Annotated in this window: 17 protein-coding genes, 1 tRNA gene and 1 pseudogene; 10 read left to right on the top strand and 9 right to left on the bottom strand. The window is 72.5% G+C overall.

All coding sequences use genetic code 11. The annotated features are described in order from the left end of the window. Positions 1-261: 261 nt before the first annotated feature. Positions 262-335: transfer RNA gene (locus ACGFIW_RS07480), tRNA-Ala, on the top strand. A 201-nt stretch (positions 336-536) separates the two neighbouring features. On the opposite strand, the gene ACGFIW_RS07475 is transcribed toward ACGFIW_RS07480, so the two are convergent. Together ACGFIW_RS07475 and ACGFIW_RS07470 are read right to left on the bottom strand one after the other, a co-directional pair. Further along, complete coding sequence (locus ACGFIW_RS07475) at positions 537-1271, bottom strand: hypothetical protein (protein ID WP_393311676.1); 735 nt, start codon at positions 1269-1271, stop codon at positions 537-539. Positions 1272-1520: 249 nt separating this feature from the next. Further along, complete coding sequence (locus tag ACGFIW_RS07470) at positions 1521-2408, bottom strand: hypothetical protein (protein WP_393311674.1); 888 nt, start codon at positions 2406-2408, stop codon at positions 1521-1523. 199 nt (positions 2409-2607) lie between these two features. On the opposite strand from ACGFIW_RS07470, the gene ACGFIW_RS07465 reads away from it, so the two are divergent. Both ACGFIW_RS07465 and ACGFIW_RS07460 read left to right on the top strand, forming a co-directional pair. After that, the gene (locus tag ACGFIW_RS07465) at positions 2608-3702 is read left to right on the top strand and encodes a Gfo/Idh/MocA family protein (RefSeq protein WP_393311672.1); all 1095 of its coding nucleotides are present in this window, start codon (positions 2608-2610) and stop codon (positions 3700-3702) included. Between the two features lie 98 nt (positions 3703-3800). Continuing rightward, positions 3801-4814 carry a hypothetical protein gene (locus tag ACGFIW_RS07460; RefSeq protein ID WP_393311670.1) on the top strand — a complete coding sequence of 338 codons (1014 nt, stop codon included), beginning with the start codon at positions 3801-3803 and terminating at the stop codon, positions 4812-4814. Positions 4815-4892: 78 nt separating this feature from the next. On the opposite strand, the gene ACGFIW_RS07455 is transcribed toward ACGFIW_RS07460, so the two are convergent. Further along, positions 4893-5183, bottom strand: coding sequence for a hypothetical protein (locus ACGFIW_RS07455; RefSeq protein WP_393311669.1), 291 nt, complete (start codon positions 5181-5183; stop codon positions 4893-4895). A 232-nt stretch (positions 5184-5415) separates the two neighbouring features. Continuing rightward, positions 5416-6069, bottom strand: a complete 654-nt coding sequence (locus tag ACGFIW_RS07450) for a 4'-phosphopantetheinyl transferase (RefSeq protein ID WP_393311667.1) — start codon at positions 6067-6069, stop codon at positions 5416-5418. A 201-nt stretch (positions 6070-6270) separates the two neighbouring features. On the opposite strand from ACGFIW_RS07450, the gene ACGFIW_RS07445 reads away from it, so the two are divergent. Next, the gene (locus ACGFIW_RS07445) at positions 6271-6540 is read left to right on the top strand and encodes a hypothetical protein (RefSeq protein WP_393311665.1); all 270 of its coding nucleotides are present in this window, start codon (positions 6271-6273) and stop codon (positions 6538-6540) included. A 52-nt stretch (positions 6541-6592) separates the two neighbouring features. On the opposite strand, the gene ACGFIW_RS07440 is transcribed toward ACGFIW_RS07445, so the two are convergent. The 3 genes from ACGFIW_RS07440 to ACGFIW_RS07430 form a co-directional block, all read right to left on the bottom strand. Beyond that, positions 6593-7375, bottom strand: a complete 783-nt coding sequence (locus ACGFIW_RS07440; protein ID WP_393311663.1) for a peptidase — start codon at positions 7373-7375, stop codon at positions 6593-6595. After that, positions 7375-8658, bottom strand: a complete 1284-nt coding sequence (locus ACGFIW_RS07435) for a VWA domain-containing protein (RefSeq protein ID WP_393311661.1) — start codon at positions 8656-8658, stop codon at positions 7375-7377. Before ACGFIW_RS07435 ends, ACGFIW_RS07440 begins: the two co-directional genes overlap by 1 nt. Positions 8659-9000: 342 nt before the next feature. Beyond that, positions 9001-10662 (bottom strand): dolichyl-phosphate-mannose--protein mannosyltransferase, encoded by a 1662-nt coding sequence (locus ACGFIW_RS07430; RefSeq protein ID WP_393312746.1) that lies wholly within the window; start codon positions 10660-10662, stop codon positions 9001-9003. A gap of 141 nt (positions 10663-10803) precedes the next feature. Here ACGFIW_RS07430 and rsmI point away from each other — a divergent pair, with 141 nt between their 5' ends. Next, entirely contained in the window at positions 10804-11643 is an 840-nt protein-coding gene (gene rsmI / locus ACGFIW_RS07425) for a 16S rRNA (cytidine(1402)-2'-O)-methyltransferase (protein ID WP_393312744.1), read from the top strand. Positions 11644-11675: 32 nt separating this feature from the next. Here the strand turns inward: rsmI and ACGFIW_RS07420 are convergent, their stop codons facing one another. Next, entirely contained in the window at positions 11676-12704 is a 1029-nt protein-coding gene (locus ACGFIW_RS07420; RefSeq protein ID WP_393311659.1) for a hypothetical protein, read from the bottom strand. A 149-nt stretch (positions 12705-12853) separates the two neighbouring features. On the opposite strand from ACGFIW_RS07420, the gene metG reads away from it, so the two are divergent. Continuing rightward, the gene (gene metG / locus ACGFIW_RS07415) at positions 12854-14656 is read left to right on the top strand and encodes a methionine--tRNA ligase (RefSeq protein ID WP_393311657.1); all 1803 of its coding nucleotides are present in this window, start codon (positions 12854-12856) and stop codon (positions 14654-14656) included. A gap of 45 nt (positions 14657-14701) precedes the next feature. Here the strand turns inward: metG and ACGFIW_RS07410 are convergent. Further along, positions 14702-15948 (bottom strand): annotated as a pseudogene (locus ACGFIW_RS07410) (hypothetical protein). A 137-nt stretch (positions 15949-16085) separates the two neighbouring features. Between ACGFIW_RS07410 and ACGFIW_RS07405 the strand changes: the two are divergent. From ACGFIW_RS07405 to ACGFIW_RS07390, 4 genes are read left to right on the top strand one after another with little or no spacing between them, the layout of a single operon-like run. Continuing rightward, positions 16086-16985, top strand: coding sequence for a TatD family hydrolase (locus ACGFIW_RS07405; RefSeq protein WP_393311655.1), 900 nt, complete (start codon positions 16086-16088; stop codon positions 16983-16985). Between the two features lie 46 nt (positions 16986-17031). Further along, on the top strand, positions 17032-17901 hold the full coding sequence (gene rsmA / locus ACGFIW_RS07400; protein ID WP_393311653.1) for a 16S rRNA (adenine(1518)-N(6)/adenine(1519)-N(6))-dimethyltransferase RsmA: 870 nt from the start codon (positions 17032-17034) through the stop codon (positions 17899-17901). Between the two features lie 32 nt (positions 17902-17933). Further along, entirely contained in the window at positions 17934-18518 is a 585-nt protein-coding gene (locus ACGFIW_RS07395; RefSeq protein ID WP_393311651.1) for a Uma2 family endonuclease, read from the top strand. Continuing rightward, complete coding sequence (locus ACGFIW_RS07390; RefSeq protein ID WP_393311649.1) at positions 18515-19465, top strand: 4-(cytidine 5'-diphospho)-2-C-methyl-D-erythritol kinase; 951 nt, start codon at positions 18515-18517, stop codon at positions 19463-19465. Before ACGFIW_RS07395 ends, ACGFIW_RS07390 begins: the two co-directional genes overlap by 4 nt. The last annotated feature ends 36 nt before the right edge of the window (positions 19466-19501 follow it).

Raw genomic sequence — 19501 nt, 5'->3', positions numbered from 1 at the left:
TGGCTTGCGTCCTTGCCGGCGGCTTGATCGACTCGGGTTTCAGAAAGGCGGCCTGATCGGTGGCTTGATCGACTCGGGTTTCAGGAAAGTGGGGTGTCGTGGCGTCCCGGATGCCCCGGTTTGCAGGAACCCGAGTGGATCTCCGGGTCGGGTGGAGCGCCGCACCGGGGGCGGATTCGCGGTGGGGGCCGGCGACCTGTTAGCCTTGCTGCCGGCCCGCCCGGTGTAAGCCGGGTGGGACCGAAGCCGGTTCGCCGGCGGGGGGCTGTGGCGCAGACTGGTAGCGCACCTCGTTCGCATCGAGGGGGTCAGGGGTTCAAATCCCCTCAGCTCCACCCCAGTTCAAAGGCCGTCTCCGTTCGTCGGAGACGGCCTTTTCCGATCTCGCACGGCGCAGCGGAAATCTCGGGGCCCCGTCTTCGTTCGGCACTCGCCCCGCCGATGGTGGCCCGGCCACCGGTACGCGGCAGGCCCCCGTCGTACTGGACCTTGCCTGACGACAGCACGACGCGGGCGATCCGCCGCCCGCGGATCAGTCAGCAGAAGCGCTCGGTCGTCACGGGTAGCAGACCGTGCTGTCGCAGGACTGTGGTCAGGTCGGACAGGATCGAACCCACCGTGTCGTCGGCGGCGGTGCCCAGCAGGACTGTCACGTCGAGAGCCCAGGCACGTGTGTGGCCGACCCGCCTTAGCTCCCAGCTGAACCGGTCGGCGTCCGTCTCCAGGTGGCCGCTCGCGGCTGACGTGCTGGTGGCGTCGACCGGCGTACGCCAGCTCGCCCGGAGGCTCGTCACCTGGCCCGGGTGGAGGTCCTTGGCGAAGAGGACGCGGTAGACGCGTCGTTCGTGGTAGCCGGCCGGCGGCTCTGCGGGGCCGAGCCGCAGTGGCGCGGCGGTCGCGATCGGCTGGTGGGCGAGGAAGTACGAGCGCAGCACCGCCTCGTCGGGCAGATGCCCGCCGCCGAGCGTGCGGTAGTGACTCTCGGCCTCGGCGCGAGAGGTGGGCACCACACGTGCAAGCGTGTCCGGGTCGGTGCGGATGCTCCGGCTGAGCGAGGCGGAACTCCACCAGCCGGTGGTCGGCGTCCAGCCCGCGCTGTCCAGGCCGGTGCTGACGTGGTCGTGCTCGCGGGTGAACTCCTCGACGACGAGCCCTCCGACGGCAGTGGTCGGGTCGGGGTCTTCAGGTCGGGGCAGGATCAGGTGGTAGTCCAACGTGGACGGTGACGGGTTCGCCGTGGTCACCGCCGGGTACACGGGATTGGCAGCCATCTCCGACATCCTTCGTCGTGCTTCCGTCGCGGACCCGGCCACCGTAGCGCCCGGCGGCCCGTCGTCGCCCGGCGGCCCGTAGCGCCCGGCCCGTCGTCGCCCGGGGGTCAGGCGCGCACTCGGCGGCCCGTCGTCGCCCGGTGGCCAGAAGCGCGCTCGGCGGCCCGTCGTCGCCCGGCGGCCAGGCGCGCGCTCGGCTGCTGTGGTGCCTGGCGGTCGGGCTGTGCCCGGCCGCCAGGCGTCGACGGGTCAGGACCGGGTGAGCTTGACGGTCGTGGTGTCGGTCACGAAGACGTACTCGTCGTAGGGAATGTCGTAACCGATGGACCGGGTGACGGCCTCGGCGAGCCCCTTACCGAACGGGGTGGTGCCGGTCGGGACGGCCGCGGCCGTCCACGGGACTGCGCTGCCCGGGGTGCAGGTCACCTGGGTGGAGAAGCTGCCACGAACAAGCACCTTCCTGACGATCTGCGTGACCGTGCCGTCCAGCGACACCGAGACGGGCTGATTGCAGGTCACCGTGCCGTGTAGAACCGCGTTGCCGTTCACCCGGTGGGCGATGCCGTCGGTCGCCACCGCGTGGGCGAGCTCCAGCCGCTCGGGCGGCGGCGGGTTGGCGATGTGCACCTCGCCGCGAGCGGCCGCCGGCCCGCCGTTGCAGTACTGCTCGAAGGTGGCGTCGAGGGTCCGCAGGTAGCCCTTGTGGCCGAACACCACGTTGATGATCGTGAAGGTGCCGGTCGCGTCGTCGCAGCCCCGCCCGTTGCCGGACAGGTCGAGGCCGGGGCCGGCCCCGTTGTACGGGTATCGGTTCGTCGTCTCGTAGGTGCCCGGAGCCAGTGCCGCGCTGCCGGGTGCGTCGAAGGTGAGGGACCACTGGTCGCCGTCGTAACCGCTGATGCTGACCGACACGCGGCTGCTGTCGAGCGGGTTGTCCACCTTGAGTTGGTCGCGGTCGTTCGTGGAGTACGAGTGGGAGCCGCCGTCGGTGATGTAGTCGCCGGGGTCGCCGCTGAAGGAGACCGAACCCGACTCCACGATCTGCGCCTGCGCGGGTGCCGCCAGGGCCAACCCGGCCGAGACACCCACGATCGACAGGGTGGCCGCGAGTGCCGCCTTATGCCAGGATCCTTGCATCCCCGTTCCTCTCTGAAGCGAGACAACCGTACGGGCGGTTGCCCGACGGTTACTGTCCGCCAATTACGACACGGATCGATGGTCATATTCGACCGGTGCGACAGACCACCCAAAGGGGACCAGCCACCCGTACGCCTCGAATCCGGCGGCAGCCGAGGGTGGGACGACTAGCATCCGGGTCTCGACGAGAGGAGCTCAGATGACAGCGGCGACCCGGACCCGGTTCGGCATCGTCGGCAGTGGCTGGCGGGGTGAGTTCTTCCTCCGCCTGGCTCGCCTCCTACCGGAGCGGTTCCGGGTGACCGGGGTGGTCACGCGTACCGAGTCGCGTGGTGCCGTGGTCGCGGCCGAATGGGGCGTGCCGACCTTCCGCACGACGGCCGACCTGCTCGCCCACGAGCGACCGGACTTCGTCATCGTGTCGGTGCCCTGGCCCGTAACGCCCGACGTGACCCGCGAGCTGGTCGCGGCCGGCGTGCCGGTGCTCGCCGAGACACCGCCCGCCCCCGACCTGGCAGGGCTGCGGTCACTCTGGACCGACGTCGGCGGCAGTGGCCTGGTGCAGGTCGCCGAGCAGTACCTGCTGATGCCCGGGCACGCGGCCCGGCTGGGCCTGGTCCGCGCCGGGGTGCTCGGCGAGCCGACCTCGGTGCAGCTCTCGTCGACGCACCTCTACCACGCCGTCTCCCTGATCCGGGGCCTGCTGGGCGTCGGATTCGACGCCGCCGAGGTCAGTGCGCGCGCCTTCGTCGCACCGCTGGCCGACCCGCTGTCGCCGACCGGCTGGCGGGCCGACAGCACCCCACAGCAGCTCACCACCACCCTCGCGACAATCGACTTCGGCGGACGGATGGGCCTGTACGACTTCACCGACAACCAGTGGTGGAATCCGCTGCGCGCACGCCGGTTGGTGGTCCGGGGGTCACTCGGCGAGCTGGTGGACGACCGGGTCGTCCGCCTCGTCGACCCGGAGACACCTGTGGAGTCGTCCCTGGTGCGCCGCCAGACCGGGCTCGACCTCAACCTGGAAGGGCTCGACCTGAAGCACATCAGCTTCGACGGCGTCGTGGTCTATCGCAATCCGTTCGTCGGCAGTGGAATGTCCGACGACGATATCGCGGTGGCGGACATAGTCGCCCGCACCGGTGCGTGGGCGCGCGACGAGGGTCCGGCGCCGTATCCCCTGGCCGAGGCGTGTCAGGACCATCTGATCGGCCTCGCCATCGAGGAATCGGTACGCACCGGCGGGCCGGTCGTCACCGCTGCTCAACCGTGGGCGCCCGGGTTCCGCTGAGTCTTCTCCCCGACACACCGCAACCGTGCGGCCCGGTCGCGTGTGTCACCGGTAGAAATCGGCGCCCGGGATCATCCGGGCTGACACGGGGAGCAGAGATGACGCACACCGCTCGACGCCGGACGTTGACCGGAATCACCACCACCGGCCTGCTGGCCGCCTCTCTCGGCGTCGCTGTCGCCACCCCGGCGACCGCCGCGCCCAGGCCGGCGACCCCCGGCACCTGCAAGATCAGCACGCTGCCGTACCCGGCCGACACCTATCGTGCCGACGCGAACGCCATCGACCCGACGGGCCGCTTCGTCGCCGGCTCGGCCCTGCGGAGAGGGGCCACCGACAACCAGTACCTGCTGCTGTTCTGGGACGGGAATCGGCTCACCGAGGTTGCGGCACCGAGCATGGCGACCCCCGCCGACGTCAACGCCGACGGCGTCGTGATCGGCAACGGCTGGGGCGAGAGCGGCCCCGGCCAGCCGTGGCGGTACCGCGACGGCACTGTCGAGCAACTGCCGGTGGTGCCGTCCTTCACGGGTGTCTCCGTCACCGCCATCAACAAGGCCGGCGACATCGTCGGCCTCGGCACGGACGTCAACACCGGGGAGTACGTCGGGCTGCGCTGGCCGGCCATCCGGCCGGGCGCCGTCGAGGTGCTCGACGCCCCGGCCAACGCCCAGCCGACGGGGATCACGGACAACGGGACCATCGTCGGTTTCGGCGGTGAATTCGCGTCCTGGACCAGCTGGGTCCGCCGGCCGAACGGCCGGTTCGACGCGCTCACGGTCCCCGGCGCGCAGGCGGCCCAGGTCAACACGGCGGCTGGTCACTGGGCGGTTGGCAATGTCGACCTGGCGGGCAGCTGGGACAAGGTGCGGTGGAACCTCCGCGACGGCTCGTACACGATGCTCGACCAGCGGCTGGAGTGGCTGGGCGACGTCAACGCCAAGGGCGTCGTGGTCGGCGGTGACCGGGTCGCCCGCGGCACGACCTCCCGGGTGCTGCCGGGCGGCGGCGACCGGGTGACCATCGGCGCTCAGTCCATCTCGGACACGGGCACCATCGTCGGGTTCCGCAACGCGGAGCGGGTCACCCCGGTGCGCTGGACGGGCTGCTGACGCCAGAGTCAACCGACGAGAGGGCGGGCACCCGTACGGGTGCCCGCCCTCCGCGCGTGCGGTCGGCCCGCGCCCGCGTTACGACTTCCAGCCGGTGGTGCCGATCGCGTTGGTCTTGGCGTCGTCGTCGTGTTTGGTGCTGATGACGGCCGCCACGATCCCGCCCGCGCAGCAGAGCAGGGTGAGCACCGCCGTGGTGATCGCGACGACCACGGCGGTGCGCTTGGAGGCGTTCGTGTGTGCCGTCGCCGGTGCGACGAGCGGATAGCCCGGCAGACCGGTCACCGGGAATGGGCGGTCAGTGCCCGGATGCCCACCGCCGGCCGTCGGATACGCGGCGCCCGAGAACGGCGGCTGCGTTGTCGTCACGAAGGACGACCCGTGGTGCGACTGTTGGCGGTGGTGCGGCCCGACGGGGGGCTGGGGGTGGGTCACCGTACTCCTTGACGCATCGGTACGTGCGGTTCCGGGAACCCCACCGACGCTACCGTGCGTGGCAGACAGCCGGACCGCCGCGCCGAGCGCCCCGGGCTCAGCGCCGAGCGCTCCAGGGCTCAGCGCCGAGCGCCCCGGGCCCAGCGCCGAGCGCCCCGGGCTCAGCTCAGCGCGGGGGGAGCACCGCGGCGGTGCGGACGAGCCCGTCGGCGACGACGAAGCGGCCGCTGATCGTCGCCGGTGGGTCGTCGACCTCCGCCTCGGCGATCCGGGCCGGCGCGATCCGGGCCGTGAACGTGCCCGCGTCCGGGTCGATGTCGAGCCGGGCGTCCTGGAAATCCAACCAGGTCCCGACGACCGGATGCCAGACCTTGTAGACGGTCTCCTTTGCGCTGAACACCACGATCGGCCAGAAGATGCCGCTGGGCAGCCGCGCGAGGTCGGCCTCCTCCTCGGGCAGCAGCACGAGTCTGCGTACTCCCGGGCTGATCTCGCGGTGTTGTTCCGCGTCCATTCCGACGGACCGGATGTCGCTGACGTGCGCCGCCGCGGCGGCGCAGTAGCCTGCGGTGTGGGTGATGGTGCCGACCAACCCCGCGGGCCAGACCGGCGCACGGTCGGCGGTCGGCACGGCGGTCGGTGGCAGGCCAAGCTCGGTCAGGGCCCTGCGGGCGCAGACCCGCCCGGCGGTGAAGTCCCTCCGGCGGGTCGGCACCGCCTGGTCGCTGAGGCACGCCCGCTCGGCGGCGAGCAGCTCACCGACCCAGTCGTCCGGGCCGGCGACGGCCACCGCGACAGTCGACGGCAACAGGTCACGCATCGCGCTGGCTTACCCGTCGGTAGGAATGGAGCATCGGGTCAAGCGTCAGATTTCCGACTCCCACAACCGGAGAAGGTACCGCAAGGATGTATCACCGGAGGGCCGCGCATCGCTCTCTCTGATGGCTCCGGGGGGACGACCATCGAACCCTGGCCGGGCACGGTTGCCGGCCACACCCGTGGACATCTGGAAGGACGTGCGATGACCGATGGTGCCGAACGACCGGTCGTGCGGGCCGATGATCACGCCCCGAAGACCCCCTGCTGGAGCTGCGGCTCCTGCGGCGACGAGTGGCCGTGCGCGACGAAACGCAGCCGGCTGCTGGCCGAGTACGGCAGTGACCGGGCGATGCTCAGCGTCTACCTGGGCTCGTGCCTCGCCGCCGCCACGGAGGATCTGCGTACCGCCCCGGTGATGTCACTGCAGAGCCGGTTCATCGGCTGGCTGCCACGCGGTCGCCGGCGCGCCTGAGCCGCTGGTGGCCCCACCGTCGGGCGGGGCCACCAGTGGGGCCGGGCGTCGTTCAGCGGCGTCGGGGCCGTCGGGTCACCGCGAAACCGAACACGCCGGCCACAGCGGCGAGCACGCCGCCGATGCCGGTCCAGACCCAACGCGAGCCGAGGTCCGGCAACCAGTCCGCGAGCGGGTCGCTCTCGTCGTCGGCTTCCGGGTCGACCGGGGGTACGGCGTTGAGCACCGTGCCCGCCTTGGTGTTCGGCACCAGCGGTGCGGCCAACTCACCGTCGTCGGCCGAGGAACCCCGGTCGGCGATGGTGCCGACCAGCAGGTCCACGTCGATCGGCGCACCCAGATCCGCCTCCGGCAGGTCGATCACGGAGAGCCGGACGACGTACGTGCCGGGCAGCGGGTCGGCCGACCAGGGCTCGGCCCACGGTCGTACCTCGCGCAGCGTGCAGCCCAGCGCCACACTCGTCGCCTTCGCGTCCACGGTGGGGGTCTGCGCCCCCGCGGTGCACGCCTGGCGACGCCGCAACCCGTCGAAGACGTCGACCGTCCAGGTGGAGGGGCCGCTGCGTCCCTTCGGGAAGGTCACGGTGGCGCTGACCTCCCGCACCTGACCGGCGGTCGCCGGCAACGACCAGTAGAGGTGGTCGCCGATCGAGGCGTCCACCCGCACCGGTTGCCCGGCGGAGATCGGGGTGGCGCTGAGGAACGACGTACCGGCCCGGTTCACCGGTGTCGCTCCGGGGGAGGGGGTCGGTGCGGCGACGGCCGTGGCCGGGAGCAGCGCGGCCCCACCGGCGGCGAGCAGCGCCGCCAGCGAACGCGACAGTGCGGTACGCATCAGTTCTCCCTCCAGGTGGCGACCCACCAGCGGGTGAGCAGGCCGGCGAGTAGACCGGTGAGCAGCCCGGCGACGGTGAGCAGGGCGAGCAGCACCCAACCCCGGCCGAGGTCCGGGCCGTCCGGCGCGGGGGCTGCGGCGACCACGTCGACTGTCAACTCCACGGGCATGCCCGGGGTCGTCGCGGTGCCGGGGCGCGGGGCGAAGGAGTTGCTCACCACCAGGCAGACGGTGGTGGGTTCGACGACCGGGTCGGCGGTCTCCTCGGCCTGCGCGGCATCCTCGTCGTCGGCGGTGGCGGACCAGCGCAATCCGGCGGAGAGCACGTCGGCCCGCCCGCTGCCGGCGTCCGCGCCGCGGACCAGTTCCCGGCCGTCCGCCGCGGTGGCCCGCAGCAGCACCCCGTAGTCCCGGTTGACCGCACGGTCCAGCGCCATGCTCACCGATGCCCGAAGTTCCTGCCCGGGGCGTACCGGCACCCGGTAGTAGCGGTGCTCGGAGAACGCCTCCCGGTCGGCGTAGACGCCGGGGGCGAGTAGTGGCGCCGAGTCGCAGGCGTTCGTGCCACCGACGACCGTCGGCGCCCGGGTGTTGGTGTCGCCGGCCCGCTCGACGAGCTGCTTGATCCGGCCGGTCAGCTCCTCGGCGCTCTGGGCGGCGGTGTAGGTGCCGCCGGTCGCGCTGGCGATGCAGAGCAGTTGCCGCCGGACCTTCTCGTCGGGGGCCAGGCCGAGGGTGTCGACGACCAGGCTGGTGCCCTGGGCGGCCAGCTCCCGGGCCACCTCGCACGGGTCCGGCGGGGCGCAGGTGTCCTCACCGTCGGTGATCAGCACGATCCGCCGGGTGGTGGCACCGGTGCCCAGGTCCTGTGCGGCCGAGCGCAGTGCGAGGCCGACAGGTGTGAACCCGGTCGGCCGCAGTGTCGCCACCGCGGCCTTGGCGGCGGGACGGTCCACCGGACCGACCGGCACGATCTGCTGGGTGTCCTGGCAGCCGACCTTCTTGTCCTGACCGCGGTAGGTCGCCCCGAGCACCCGGATGCCGAGCTGGGTCTCCTCCGGCAGCGCGTCCACGACCTCGTTGAAGGCCTGCTGGGCGACCGAGATCCGACTGCGTCCGTCGATGTCGGCGGCCCGCATCGAGCCGCTGACGTCGAGCACGAGCTCGACCCGGGGAGGCTCCGGCGCCTGTTCCTCGTCTGCGCGCGCCGGGACCGGCCCGGTCAGTGCGGTGGTCGCCAACAGTCCGAGAAGGACAGCCGCCGATCGTCTGAAGTTGATCACGGCCCGCAGTGTAGTGAGATCCACTTTGGATGATCACCGGGGTTGGTGCGCGTTCCAGTCCTGACGGTCCCGCCCGATACTTCGCGCTCTGGGTCCACGCCGGGTCACCCTCGGGTAACTGCTCGATGGCAAGCAGGGATTCGGCCGCCATCGGTCGGAAATCTGACTTAAGTTGACCCGTTGTGCCGGTGGTGCGCGGTGGTTAAGCTCTTCATGCGCGCCCCAATCGCCCGCTTCCCCCGTGGCAGGCGATCGGGGCGCGCGTCTATGTCAGAAGGGCCCGCACGCTTCGGCGTGCGGGCCCTTCCCCGTCGCGCTGTGCGGCGCGTCGCCTGTCGGTGCTTATATCCACCGACCGTCGAGCCACATCCGCGACAACCAGTCCGCGTACGGGATGTTCTTGCCGACGAAGATCGGATAGAAGTACGCGAAGCAGAGCGCCACCAGCAGCACGTACGCCCCGGCAGCGATGCTGCCCACCAGTCGGCGTTCGTAGGCCGGGTCGCCGGGCACCAGCGGCGCCACGGTGCCCACGTCGCCCTCGGCGGGAGCGATCATCGCGCCCAGCACGTAGACCACGGCCAGCACCAGGAAGGGCAGCGCCGGAGCGGTGTAGAACGAGAACATCGTCCGGCCGTCGAGGGCGAACCAGAACCACGGCAGCAGCCCGGCGGCCACGCTGAGCAGGATCGCGCCGGCCCGCCAGTCGCGACGGGCCAACCCCAGCCAGGCCAGCGCCGCCAGGGCGGGCAGGAACGACCACCAGAGCAGCGGGGTGCCCAGCAGCAGGATCTCGGAGGCGCAGCTCGGCGCGCCGCAGCCGACGTCACCGGACCAGTGGAACGCCACCGGGCGGCCGAGCAGCAGCCACTGCCACGGCCACGACTGGTATTTGTGCGCATCGTCGAGCTGGGCGTGGAAGCCGTACGCCGCCCGGTGGTACTCGAAGAGGTTGATCAGCGGGCCGATCACCGGGCGGTCACTGAGGTGGGCGGCCGGGTAGGCTGACGCGAGCCGGTAGTAGCCGTCGTCGGTGACCAGCCAACCCGACCAGGTGGCGAGATAGGTGCCGATCATGAGCACGCCGGCCAGCAGCAGCCAGGGCAGCTCGTCGAGCAGGGCGTCCCGCCAGGGTCGGCGGGTCCCCGCCGAGCGGCGGACGCCGACCTCCCAGAGGACGACCAGCAGCGCGAAGGCCGGGACGAAATACAGTGCGCTCCACTTCACCGCGCAGGCGCAGCCGATCAACACCCCGGCGACCAGCCGCCACCACGGCCAGGTGCGCCACCCGGTCGGCGGCCGGCCGGCCCGGCCCGGCTGGCTCGGATCGAGCCCCTCGTCCAGGGCCCGCGCCCAGCGACGCCGGCGGGCGTCCCGATCGAGCACCAACGCGCCGAACGCGGCCAGCACGAAGAAGAGCAGGAAGATGTCGAGCAGCGCCGCGCGGGACAGCACCAGGTGGAAGCCGTCCAGGGCGAGCAGGAGGCCGGCGGCGCAGCCGAGCACCGTCGAGCGGAACAGTCGCCGACCGATGCGCACCAGCAGCAACACCGACAGGGTGCCGACCACGGCCGCCGAGAACCGCCAGCCGAACTCCGGTGCGGTGGTCAGCAGGTGCCCGGGGACCGAGACCTTCGAGTCGGCGTCCTGGTAGCCGAAGGCCCACTCGCCGAGGCCGATCAGCCACTTGCCCAGCGGCGGGTGCACGACGTACGACGGGCCGTTGTCCTTGTAGTTCCATTCGACGCCCCGGCTGATTAGCCCGTAGCCGTCCTTGGCGTAATACGTCTCGTCGAAGATCTTGCCCTTGATGTCGGCCAGCCCGACGAAACGCAGGATCGCCGCGATCGCCACCACCACCGCGGTGGCCGCCCAGGAGAACCTGTCCACTTGGCTGTCGACGGTGGCGAACCGTCGCCGGATCTTCTCGGGCGCACCACCGGCACCGGCGGGCGGTGCCGTCGGCTCCTGGTTGGGGCTGGGCTCGCCCGTCACCTCGACCATCTTGGCAGGATCGGCGCTCGGGCTCTGCGCTGTCGACGCACTCGTCACCCGGCGATCGTAGGCTGCCAAGGTGCTCGGTGGCGCCCGTCGTCCCCGATACCGGTATTCGCTGTCGATGAAGGAGACGAATTCGTGGGTGAAATGTCCGAAGCTGGGCGCCTGATCCTGCTCGGTGCCCCGCTCGGCAACCCCGCCGACGCCTCGGCCCGATTCCGGGAGGTGCTGGTCAGCGCCGACGTGGTGGCGGCCGAGGACACTCGCCGGCTCACCCGGCTGGCCCGGGATCTCGACATCACCGTCGGCGGTCGAATCGTCTCCTACTTCGAGGGCAACGAGGAGCGGCGTACGCCCGAGCTGGTCGAGGTCATCCTCGGCGGGTACGTGGTGGCCCTGGTGACCGACGGGGGGATGCCGAGCGTCTCCGACCCCGGCTACCGGCTGGTCCGCGCCGCGTTGGACGCCGGCGCGCCGGTCACCGTCGCTCCGGGGCCGAGCGCGGTCACCACCGCGCTGGCGGTGTCCGGTCTGCCCTGCGACAGGTTCTGCTTCGAGGGTTTCCTGCCGCGCACCCCCGGCGCCCGCCGATCCCGGCTGCGCGCCCTCGCCGCCGAGGAGCGCACGCTCGTCTTCTTCGAGGCCCCGCACCGGATCGGCGCGGCGCTCACCGACCTGGCCGACACGTTCGGCGCGGACCGGCCGGCCGCGCTCTGCCGCGAGCTCACCAAGACCTACGAGGAGGTGCTCCGCCGGCCCCTCGGCGAGCTGGCCCGGTGGGCCGCCGAGGGAGACCCGCGCGGCGAGATCACCCTGGTGGTGGCCGGGGCCCCGGTGACCGCCCCGGAACGCCCCGACGACGACACCCTGCGCGCGGCGGTCGCCGAGCGGGAGGCCGCCGGTCGGTCGCGCCGCGACGCCATCACCGACGTCGCCACCGAGTACGCGCTGCGCCGCCGGGACGTCTACACGATCGTGCACAGCTGACCGAGGCTCCCGCGTCACGCGGCGGCCCGGATTCACCAGGCGGCGGCCAGGAAGCCGACGGTGATCAGGGTCGGGCCGGCGATGGCGACGGCCACGGCCCAGCGGCGGTGCCGGCGGCCGGGCAGCCGCGCCGACCCGGTCCACCGCACGATGCCGACGGTGCAGACCAACATCACCAACAGGCCGGGTAGCCAGCGCAGGTGCCGGCCCACTCCGGTGTCCGCGTACGCGGTGCCGCCGTCGGGGCCGGTCATCCGAGCCGGCAACCGGGTGCCGGTGGCGTCCCCTCCGGCGGATACGCCGCCGACCCGCACACCGTGTGCGATGAACCGCCCGTCCTCGGCCGTGAAGATCCCCCGGCACCGCTGGGTGAGCCCACCGCCGGTGCAGTCGGTGATTACCACCGTGCCGGGCCGGGCGTGCCCGACCGCGAGCCAGAACGGGCCGGCGCTGACCCAGGCGAAGAAGGCCGTGACCAGGGTCAGTGCCACAAGCGCGGCGAGTCCGGGCAGCGGATCCGGCGGTGGCACGGCACGGCCCGGTCCCCGGCGCCCCGCCGGTCGTGAGCCGCGGTCGCGCTCCGGCGGCGGGTCCTCCCGGACCGGGGTGCCGTCCCAGTGCACCTGCTCGATCGGTGCCCAGAAGGTGCCGTCGTCGTCCGGCGGGTCGCTGTCGGGGCGGTGGTCCCGGTGCCGGCGGCCCTGCTGGCGGACGGGCACGCGACTCGGCACGGCGTCCACCGGCGCCCCGGTGGTCGGCTCCACCTCGACGGCGTCCGAGGCGGGTGCCGAGTCGACGGGGCCCGGCCGTGGGGCGGGGCCCGGCCGTGGGGCGGGGCCCGGTCGTGGGGTGGGGCCCGGTCGTGGGGTGGGGCCCGGTCGTGGGGCGGGGCCCGGTCGCGGGGCGGAACCCGGGTCGACGCCGGGCACCAGCCGGGGTTGCGGCGCGACGCCAGCACCGCGCGGCGCGGCAGGCTCGGTGCCGGGGTCGCCGCCGACCGCCGGGCCGCTGGGACGGTCCTCGTGGTCCCACACCGCTCGTCTGCCAGTCACGAGGTTCATTGCACACCGACCGGGAGGGCGGAACGGGCAGTTGAGACGCGTGTCGGCGACAAATCGGACCAAAGGCCGGGGTGGTTGGTCCGGTCCGCTGGCCGGGCACCCCCCATTGGTTCGCGGACGCCCCGGACGGGTCACTAGGCTTGCTGCTCATGAGTCACGTTCTCGCGGCAGTGGCCTGGCCGTACGCCAACGGCCCCCGCCACATCGGCCACGTCTCCGGTTTCGGCGTTCCCTCCGACGTCTTCGCCCGGTACATGCGGATGGCCGGCCACGACGTGCTCATGGTCTCCGGCACCGACGAGCACGGCACCCCGATCCAGGTGCAGGCCGACGCAGACGGGGTGACCCCGCGCGAGCTGGCCGACCGGTACAACAGGGTGATCGTCGAGGACCTGCACGGCCTCGGTCTCTCCTACGACCTGTTCACCCGCACCACCACCCGCAACCACTACGCCGTGGTGCAGGAGCTGTTCGAGGGGATGTACCGCAACGGCTACATCGTGCCGAAGACCACCATGGGTGCGATCTCGCCGTCCACCGGGCGCACCCTGCCCGACCGCTACATCGAGGGCACCTGCCCGATCTGCGGGTACGACAGCGCCCGCGGCGACCAGTGCGACAACTGCGGCAACCAGCTCGACCCGATCGACCTGATCGACCCGAAGTCGCGGATCAACGGCGAGACCCCGAAGTTCGTCGAGACCGAGCACTTCTTCCTGGACCTGCCCGCCCTGGCCGAGGTGCTGCGGCAGTGGCTGGACACCAGGGACGGGTGGCGGCCCAACGTGCTGCGGTTCTCCCGCAACCTGCTCGACGACCTCCAACCCCGGGCGATCACCCGCGACCTGGAGTGGGGTGTGCCGATCCCGCTGGACGGCTGGCGCGACCGGCCGGACAAGCGGATCTACGTCTGGTTCGACGCGGTGATCGGCTACCTGTCCGCCTCCATCGAGTGGGCCCGCCGCTCCGGCGACCCGGAGGCGTGGCGGAAGTGGTGGTCGACCGACGGGGAGGGCAAGGACGCCCGGTCCTACTACTTCATGGGCAAGGACAACATCGTCTTCCACTCGGTGATCTGGCCGGCGCTGCTCTCCGGATACTCCGGCGAGGGCTCCCGCGACGGTGAGCCGGGCGAGCTGGGTCGGCTCAACCTGCCCACCGAGGTGGTCTCCAGCGAATACCTGACCATGGAGGGGCGCAAGTTCTCCTCGTCCCGCAAGGTGGTCATCTACGTTCGCGACTTCCTGGAGCGCTACGACGCCGACGCGCTGCGCTACTTCATCGCCGCCGCCGGCCCGGAGAGCAACGACACCGACTTCACCTGGGCCGAGTTCCTGCGCCGCAACAACGACGAGCTGGTCGCCGGCTGGGGCAACCTGGTCAACAGGTGCGTGTCGATGGCGGCGAAGAACTTCGGGGCGATCCCGCCGGTCGACCCGGCCGGGCTCACCGAGGCCGACGAGGCGCTGCTCGCGGTGGCCCGCACCGGCTTCACGACTGTCGGTGACCTGATCGGCCGGCACCGGCAGAAGCAGGCCATCGGCGAGGCCATGAAGGTGGTCGCCGAGGCCAACAGATACCTGTCCGAGCAGGCGCCCTGGAAACTCAAGGACGAGGCGGACAAGCCCCGGATGGGCACCATCCTGCACGTCGCCCTCCAGGTGATCAGCGACGCCAACACGCTGCTCACCCCGTTCCTGCCGCACTCCGCGCAGCAGGTGCACGAGCTGCTCGGCGGCACCGGCGTGCACGCGCCGATGCCGGTCATCGAGCAGGTCGACGACCTCGACGGCGGCCCGGCGTACCCGGTGCTGACCGGGGACTACACCGTCGGCGCGCGCTGGGAGTCGGTGTCGATCGAGGCGGGCCGGCCGCTGGCCGTGCCGAAGCCGGTGTTCCGCAAGCTCGACCCGTCGATCGTCGACGAGGAGTTGGCCCGGCTGGCCGACTGAACGCCCGACCCCCGGTCGGCAGGGCATCCTGCCGCCCGGGGGTCGTCACATCGCGTACCGCGTGTCCATCACCTGGTCGTCGGTGACCTCGGCGCCCGGTGCCCAGGTCTCGTAGACGCCACGTTCGTGGCACTGCGCGCCGGTCGTCAGCACCGCGTCCGGGTCCGGGTGGCGCAGCCGCACCCGCAACCAACCGGCCTCCTCCCGCAGCACCAGGCACGACACGCCCCGCCACCTGGCGAACCGGACCCGGCGGGCCACCGCGCTGACCGGGTAACGGGCCGCCCGGGTCATCGCCAACACCCGGAACCCACCGGGCAGGTCGGCCACCGCCTCGTACTCGGTGTCGCCGTAGAGCCCCACCAGCTGGGTCGAGCGCGGCGCGTCGGCGTTCGGCACGTACTCCTGGTCCGGGGAGAGGCCCGGCACCGCGGCCAGCAGGTGCCGCCACTGCGGGCCCACCATCCGTAGCCACCCACGCTGCTCGGCCTGGTAGGTGTAGAGCACCACCTCCACCCCCTGGGCCGGGTAGGCGAGCAGGGTGGCGTTCGCCGGCATCGGCAGGTCGGCGAAGTCGCGGGTGACGAACTCCGGGATGAGCTGCGCGTTGCTCGGCACGAAACCGGTGCCCAGCACCGGTGCACCGAGCCGGTCCCGGGAGGCCAACGCGGTCAGGCCGCGGTGCGCCTCGCCCGCCGGCACGTCGTAGTCGCCCGGGTCGGACGCCCGCCAGCGCAACGCGTACGCCACCTCCGGGCCGTCCCGGCCGACCTCACCGTCGGTGCGCAGCACCGTCGTCGACGCCGGCGTACGCAGATGCGCCACGTCGTGTTCGCGGTAGCAGAAGCCGTGCGGCAGCCAGCCCCGCAGGTACCCGGCGACCTGCTGGGCGGAGAGCACCTTCACCATCCGGGTGCCCCGCCGGACCACCGCCGACGCCCGTGCCGCGGCCAGCGTCGGATCCCCGGCGGCGGCCGGCTGCTGGCTGAGCTGGTGCAGGTACGCCCAACCCCGCTCGCGGTGCGCCGGCACCATCAGCGGTGTCTCCGGCTCGTCGGAGGGCTCGTCGGCGCCGTGCACCGCGGTCACCTCGGTGACGTGCACGAACCGCCGCCACGGCAGGGCGCTGCCCGGTCGGGGCGCCCACTCGAAGCCGGCCACCTCGTCGGCGCTGAACAGCTCGTACGCGGCGCCTCGGGCGATCTCCTCGGCCGGGTAGACGCCACCGCCGAACGCCACGTGCAGCCCGGTGTGCGTCCGCCGGCCGCGCCGACCTGAGGGGTGACGCTCATGCTGCCACCTCCCCCCGGTTCGGTCCGCTCGCTCACGCCACCGCCTCGCTGCGCTCGCTCACGCGGCGACGGTAGAGTCGCGCGGCGTAGTCGGGGTGAACGTCGGGTGGCGGGCAGATGGACAGGCCCGGTGTGTGATGCTGTCGCTGATGAGCGAGCCCACTGAATCCCGCCGTGAGCGTGCCGCCCGGCGGGCCGGAGAGTTTCCGCCCGCCCCCGAGCCGCTGCCCCGGCCGGTGCTGGACAGCCACACCCACCTGGACATCACGGTCAGTGAGGCGGGTGTGCCAGGTGGTGGGCCGGCCGACGACCCGGTCGCCGTGGCGATCGCGTTGGCCACCACGGTCGGCGTGGACCGGCTGGTCCAGGTGGGGGTGGATGTCGCCTCTTCGCGGTGGGGCGCGGACACCGCCGAGGCGTACCCCGCCGTGCTGGCCACCGTGGCGCTGCACCCCAACGAGGCACCCCGGTTGGCCGACCTCGACGAGGCGCTGCGGGAGATCGAGTCCCTCGCCGCCCGCGACCGGGTCCGGGGGATCGGCGAGACCGGAATGGACTTCTTCCGCACCGGCGACGAGGGACGTGCCGCGCAGGAGGCGAGCTTCCGGGCACACATCGCCATCGCCAAGCGGTACGGGAAGACGCTCGTCATCCACGATCGGGACGCCCACGCCGACGTGCTGCGGATCCTCGACGACGAGGGTGCTCCGGACACGGTGGTGCTGCACTGCTTCTCCGGTGACGCCGAGTTCGCCCGCGAGTGCGTCCGCCGGGGTTACCTGCTCAGCTTCGCCGGCACCGTCACCTTCGGCAGCGCCGCCGCGTTGCGCGAGGCCGCCGCACTCACCCCGCTGGACCAGATCCTGGTGGAGACCGACGCCCCGTACCTCACTCCGACTCCGCACCGGGGCCGGCCGAACGCGTCGTACCTGATCCCGCTCACCGTCCGCGCGCTCGCCGCGACCACCGACACCGACCTGGACGAGCTGTGCGCGGCCATCTCCGCCACCGGTGACCGGGCCTTCGGCCCGTGGTGAGCCCGGCCCGACGGTCGGCCCGGACGTCGCCGTTACGCTGCCAGGCATGACCGGTCTCCTCGGCCCGGCGGAGATCCGGGAGTTGGCCGCCCGGCTGGGCGTCGCGCCCACCAAGAAGCTGGGCCAGAACTTCGTGCACGACCCGAACACCGTGCGCCGGATCGTCACCGCCGCCGGGCTGACCCCCGACGACGTGGCCCTGGAGGTAGGCCCCGGGCTCGGTTCGCTGACCCTGGGGTTGTTGCCGGTCGCCGGGCACCTGCACGCCGTGGAGATCGACCCGGTGCTCGCCGGGGCGCTGCCGGAGACCGTCGCCCGGCACGCCGGCGCGGACGCCGCCCGGCTCACCGTGCACCGCGCCGACGCGCTCCGGGTCAGTGCCGCCGAGCTGGGTGACCCGCCGCCGACCGCGCTGGTCGCGAACCTGCCCTACAACGTCGCCGTCCCGGTGGTGCTGCACCTGCTCGCCGAGCTGCCCACCCTCCGGCACGGCCTGGTCATGGTGCAGAAGGAGGTCGCCGACCGGCTCGTCGCCGGTCCCGGCTCCAAGGTGTACGGCATCCCGTCGGTCAAGCTCGCCTGGTACGCCCACGCCCGGAGCGCCGGCAAGGTGCCGCCGAACGTGTTCTGGCCGGTGCCCAACGTCGACTCCGGCCTGGTCGCCTTCACCTGCCACGAACCACCCCGCACCGACGTAGGGCGGAAGCAGGTCTTCGCCGTGGTCGACGCGGCGTTCGCGCAGCGCCGCAAGACGCTGCGCGCCGCCCTGGCCGGCTGGGCCGGTGGCCCGGACCGGGCCGCCGCCGCGCTCACCGCGGCCGGTGTCGACCCCGGTGCCCGGGGGGAGTCACTGACCGTCGAGCAGTTCGCCGCCATCGCCGCGTCGGCCCCGGTCGGTACGCGGGCCGCGAAGTAGGCTGACGCCGTGCCCGCCGAGGAGGTGTACGAGTGACCGCGCAGCCGATCGAGCCCCCCGCCCACGGGATGTGGACCCCGGATCCCGTCCGGCAGCGGCTGGCCAACCACACCATCGAGGACGTGCTGGCCCTGCCCGACGACGCCCCCCGCGTCGAGCTACGTGACGGAGTCCTCGTCGTGGTTCCTTCCCCGACCATTGGTCATCAGAACATCGGCAACCGGCTCTGGATGTGGCTGTTTCAGCATGCACCCGCCGAGTACGAGCCCGTCACCGCTGTCGGTGTTGCGCTCACCCACCGCAACACACTTGAGCCCGATGTGCTGCTGCTGAGTCGGCCAGTCGTCGTTGAGAACCACTACGTCGACGCCGAGCAGGTCGTGCTCGCCGTTGAGGTCGTCTCGCCCGGCACCCGTCGTCGGGACCGGCTGGAGAAGCCGGCCGGCTACGCGGACGCCGGTATCCGGCACTACTGGCGGATCGAGCAGAATCCGGTGCACGTGTACGCGTACGACCTGGTTGACGGCCGGTACGAGCTGGTCGCCGACTCCGCCGAGGAGCTGATCGTGGCCAAGCCGTTCGACATCCGCCTGCACGTTCGGGACATCACCCCGTGACCGAGGCCTGGCGACCGGACGGCGAGGACGAGCGACGCGGGGCCATCGGGCCGGTGCGGGTCCGGGTGCCCGCGAAGGTCAACCTGCACCTCGGGGTGGGCCCGCTGCGCCGGGACGGCTACCACGAGCTGAACACCGTCTACCACGCCATCTCGATCTACGACGAGCTGACGGCCCGCCGGGGCGACACGCTCGCCCTGACCATGGAGGGCGAGGGCACCGGCGAGTTGGCGCTGGACGACACCAACCTGGTGATCCGGGCCGCGCACGCCCTCGCCGGGTACGCCGGTGTGCTGCCGCACGCCCGGCTGCACCTGCGCAAGCAGATCCCGCTCGCCGGAGGGCTGGCCGGCGGGAGCGCCGACGCGGCCGCCGCGCTGGTGGCCTGCGACGCGCTCTGGGGCACCGGGCTGTCCCGCGACGAGCTGGCCGGGATCGCCGCCGACCTCGGCTCCGACGTGCCGTTCCTGATCTACGGCGGCACCGCGCTGGGCACCGGCCGGGGCGAGGCGGTCAGCCCGGTGCTGGTCCGCCCCACCTCCTGGCACTGGGTGGTGGCGATCGCCGACGCCGGCCTGTCCACCCCGGCCGCGTACCGGGAGCTGGACCGGCTCCGCGACTCCGGTGCCGCTGGTGCCCCGTTGGGCAGCACCGACGCACTGCTCGGCGCGCTGCGTCAACGCGACCCCCGGGTGCTGGCCCGGACGCTCGGCAACGACCTCCAGGACGCCGCGCTGGCCATGCGCCCGGCGCTGGCCGACACTCTCAAGGCCGGCGAGGCGGCCGGCGCGCTCACCGGCATCGTCTCCGGCTCCGGGCCGACCTGCGTGTTCCTCGCCGCCGACGCGGCCGACGCGGAGCGGATCGCCGCCGAGCTGACCGCCGCTGGCGTGTGCCGTCAGGCGCGTGTCGCACACGGCCCGGTAGCAGGCGCCCGAGTCGGCTGACCCCCACGCCCCACACCGCACGCCGCGCACCCGCAC

Origin of the sequence: Micromonospora sp. NPDC048935, from assembly GCF_043197875.1 — a bacterium.
Lineage (GTDB): Bacteria > Actinomycetota > Actinomycetes > Mycobacteriales > Micromonosporaceae > Micromonospora.
The sequence above is the reverse complement of the archived record's forward strand: the minus strand, read 5'-3'. Positions and strand labels throughout refer to the sequence as shown.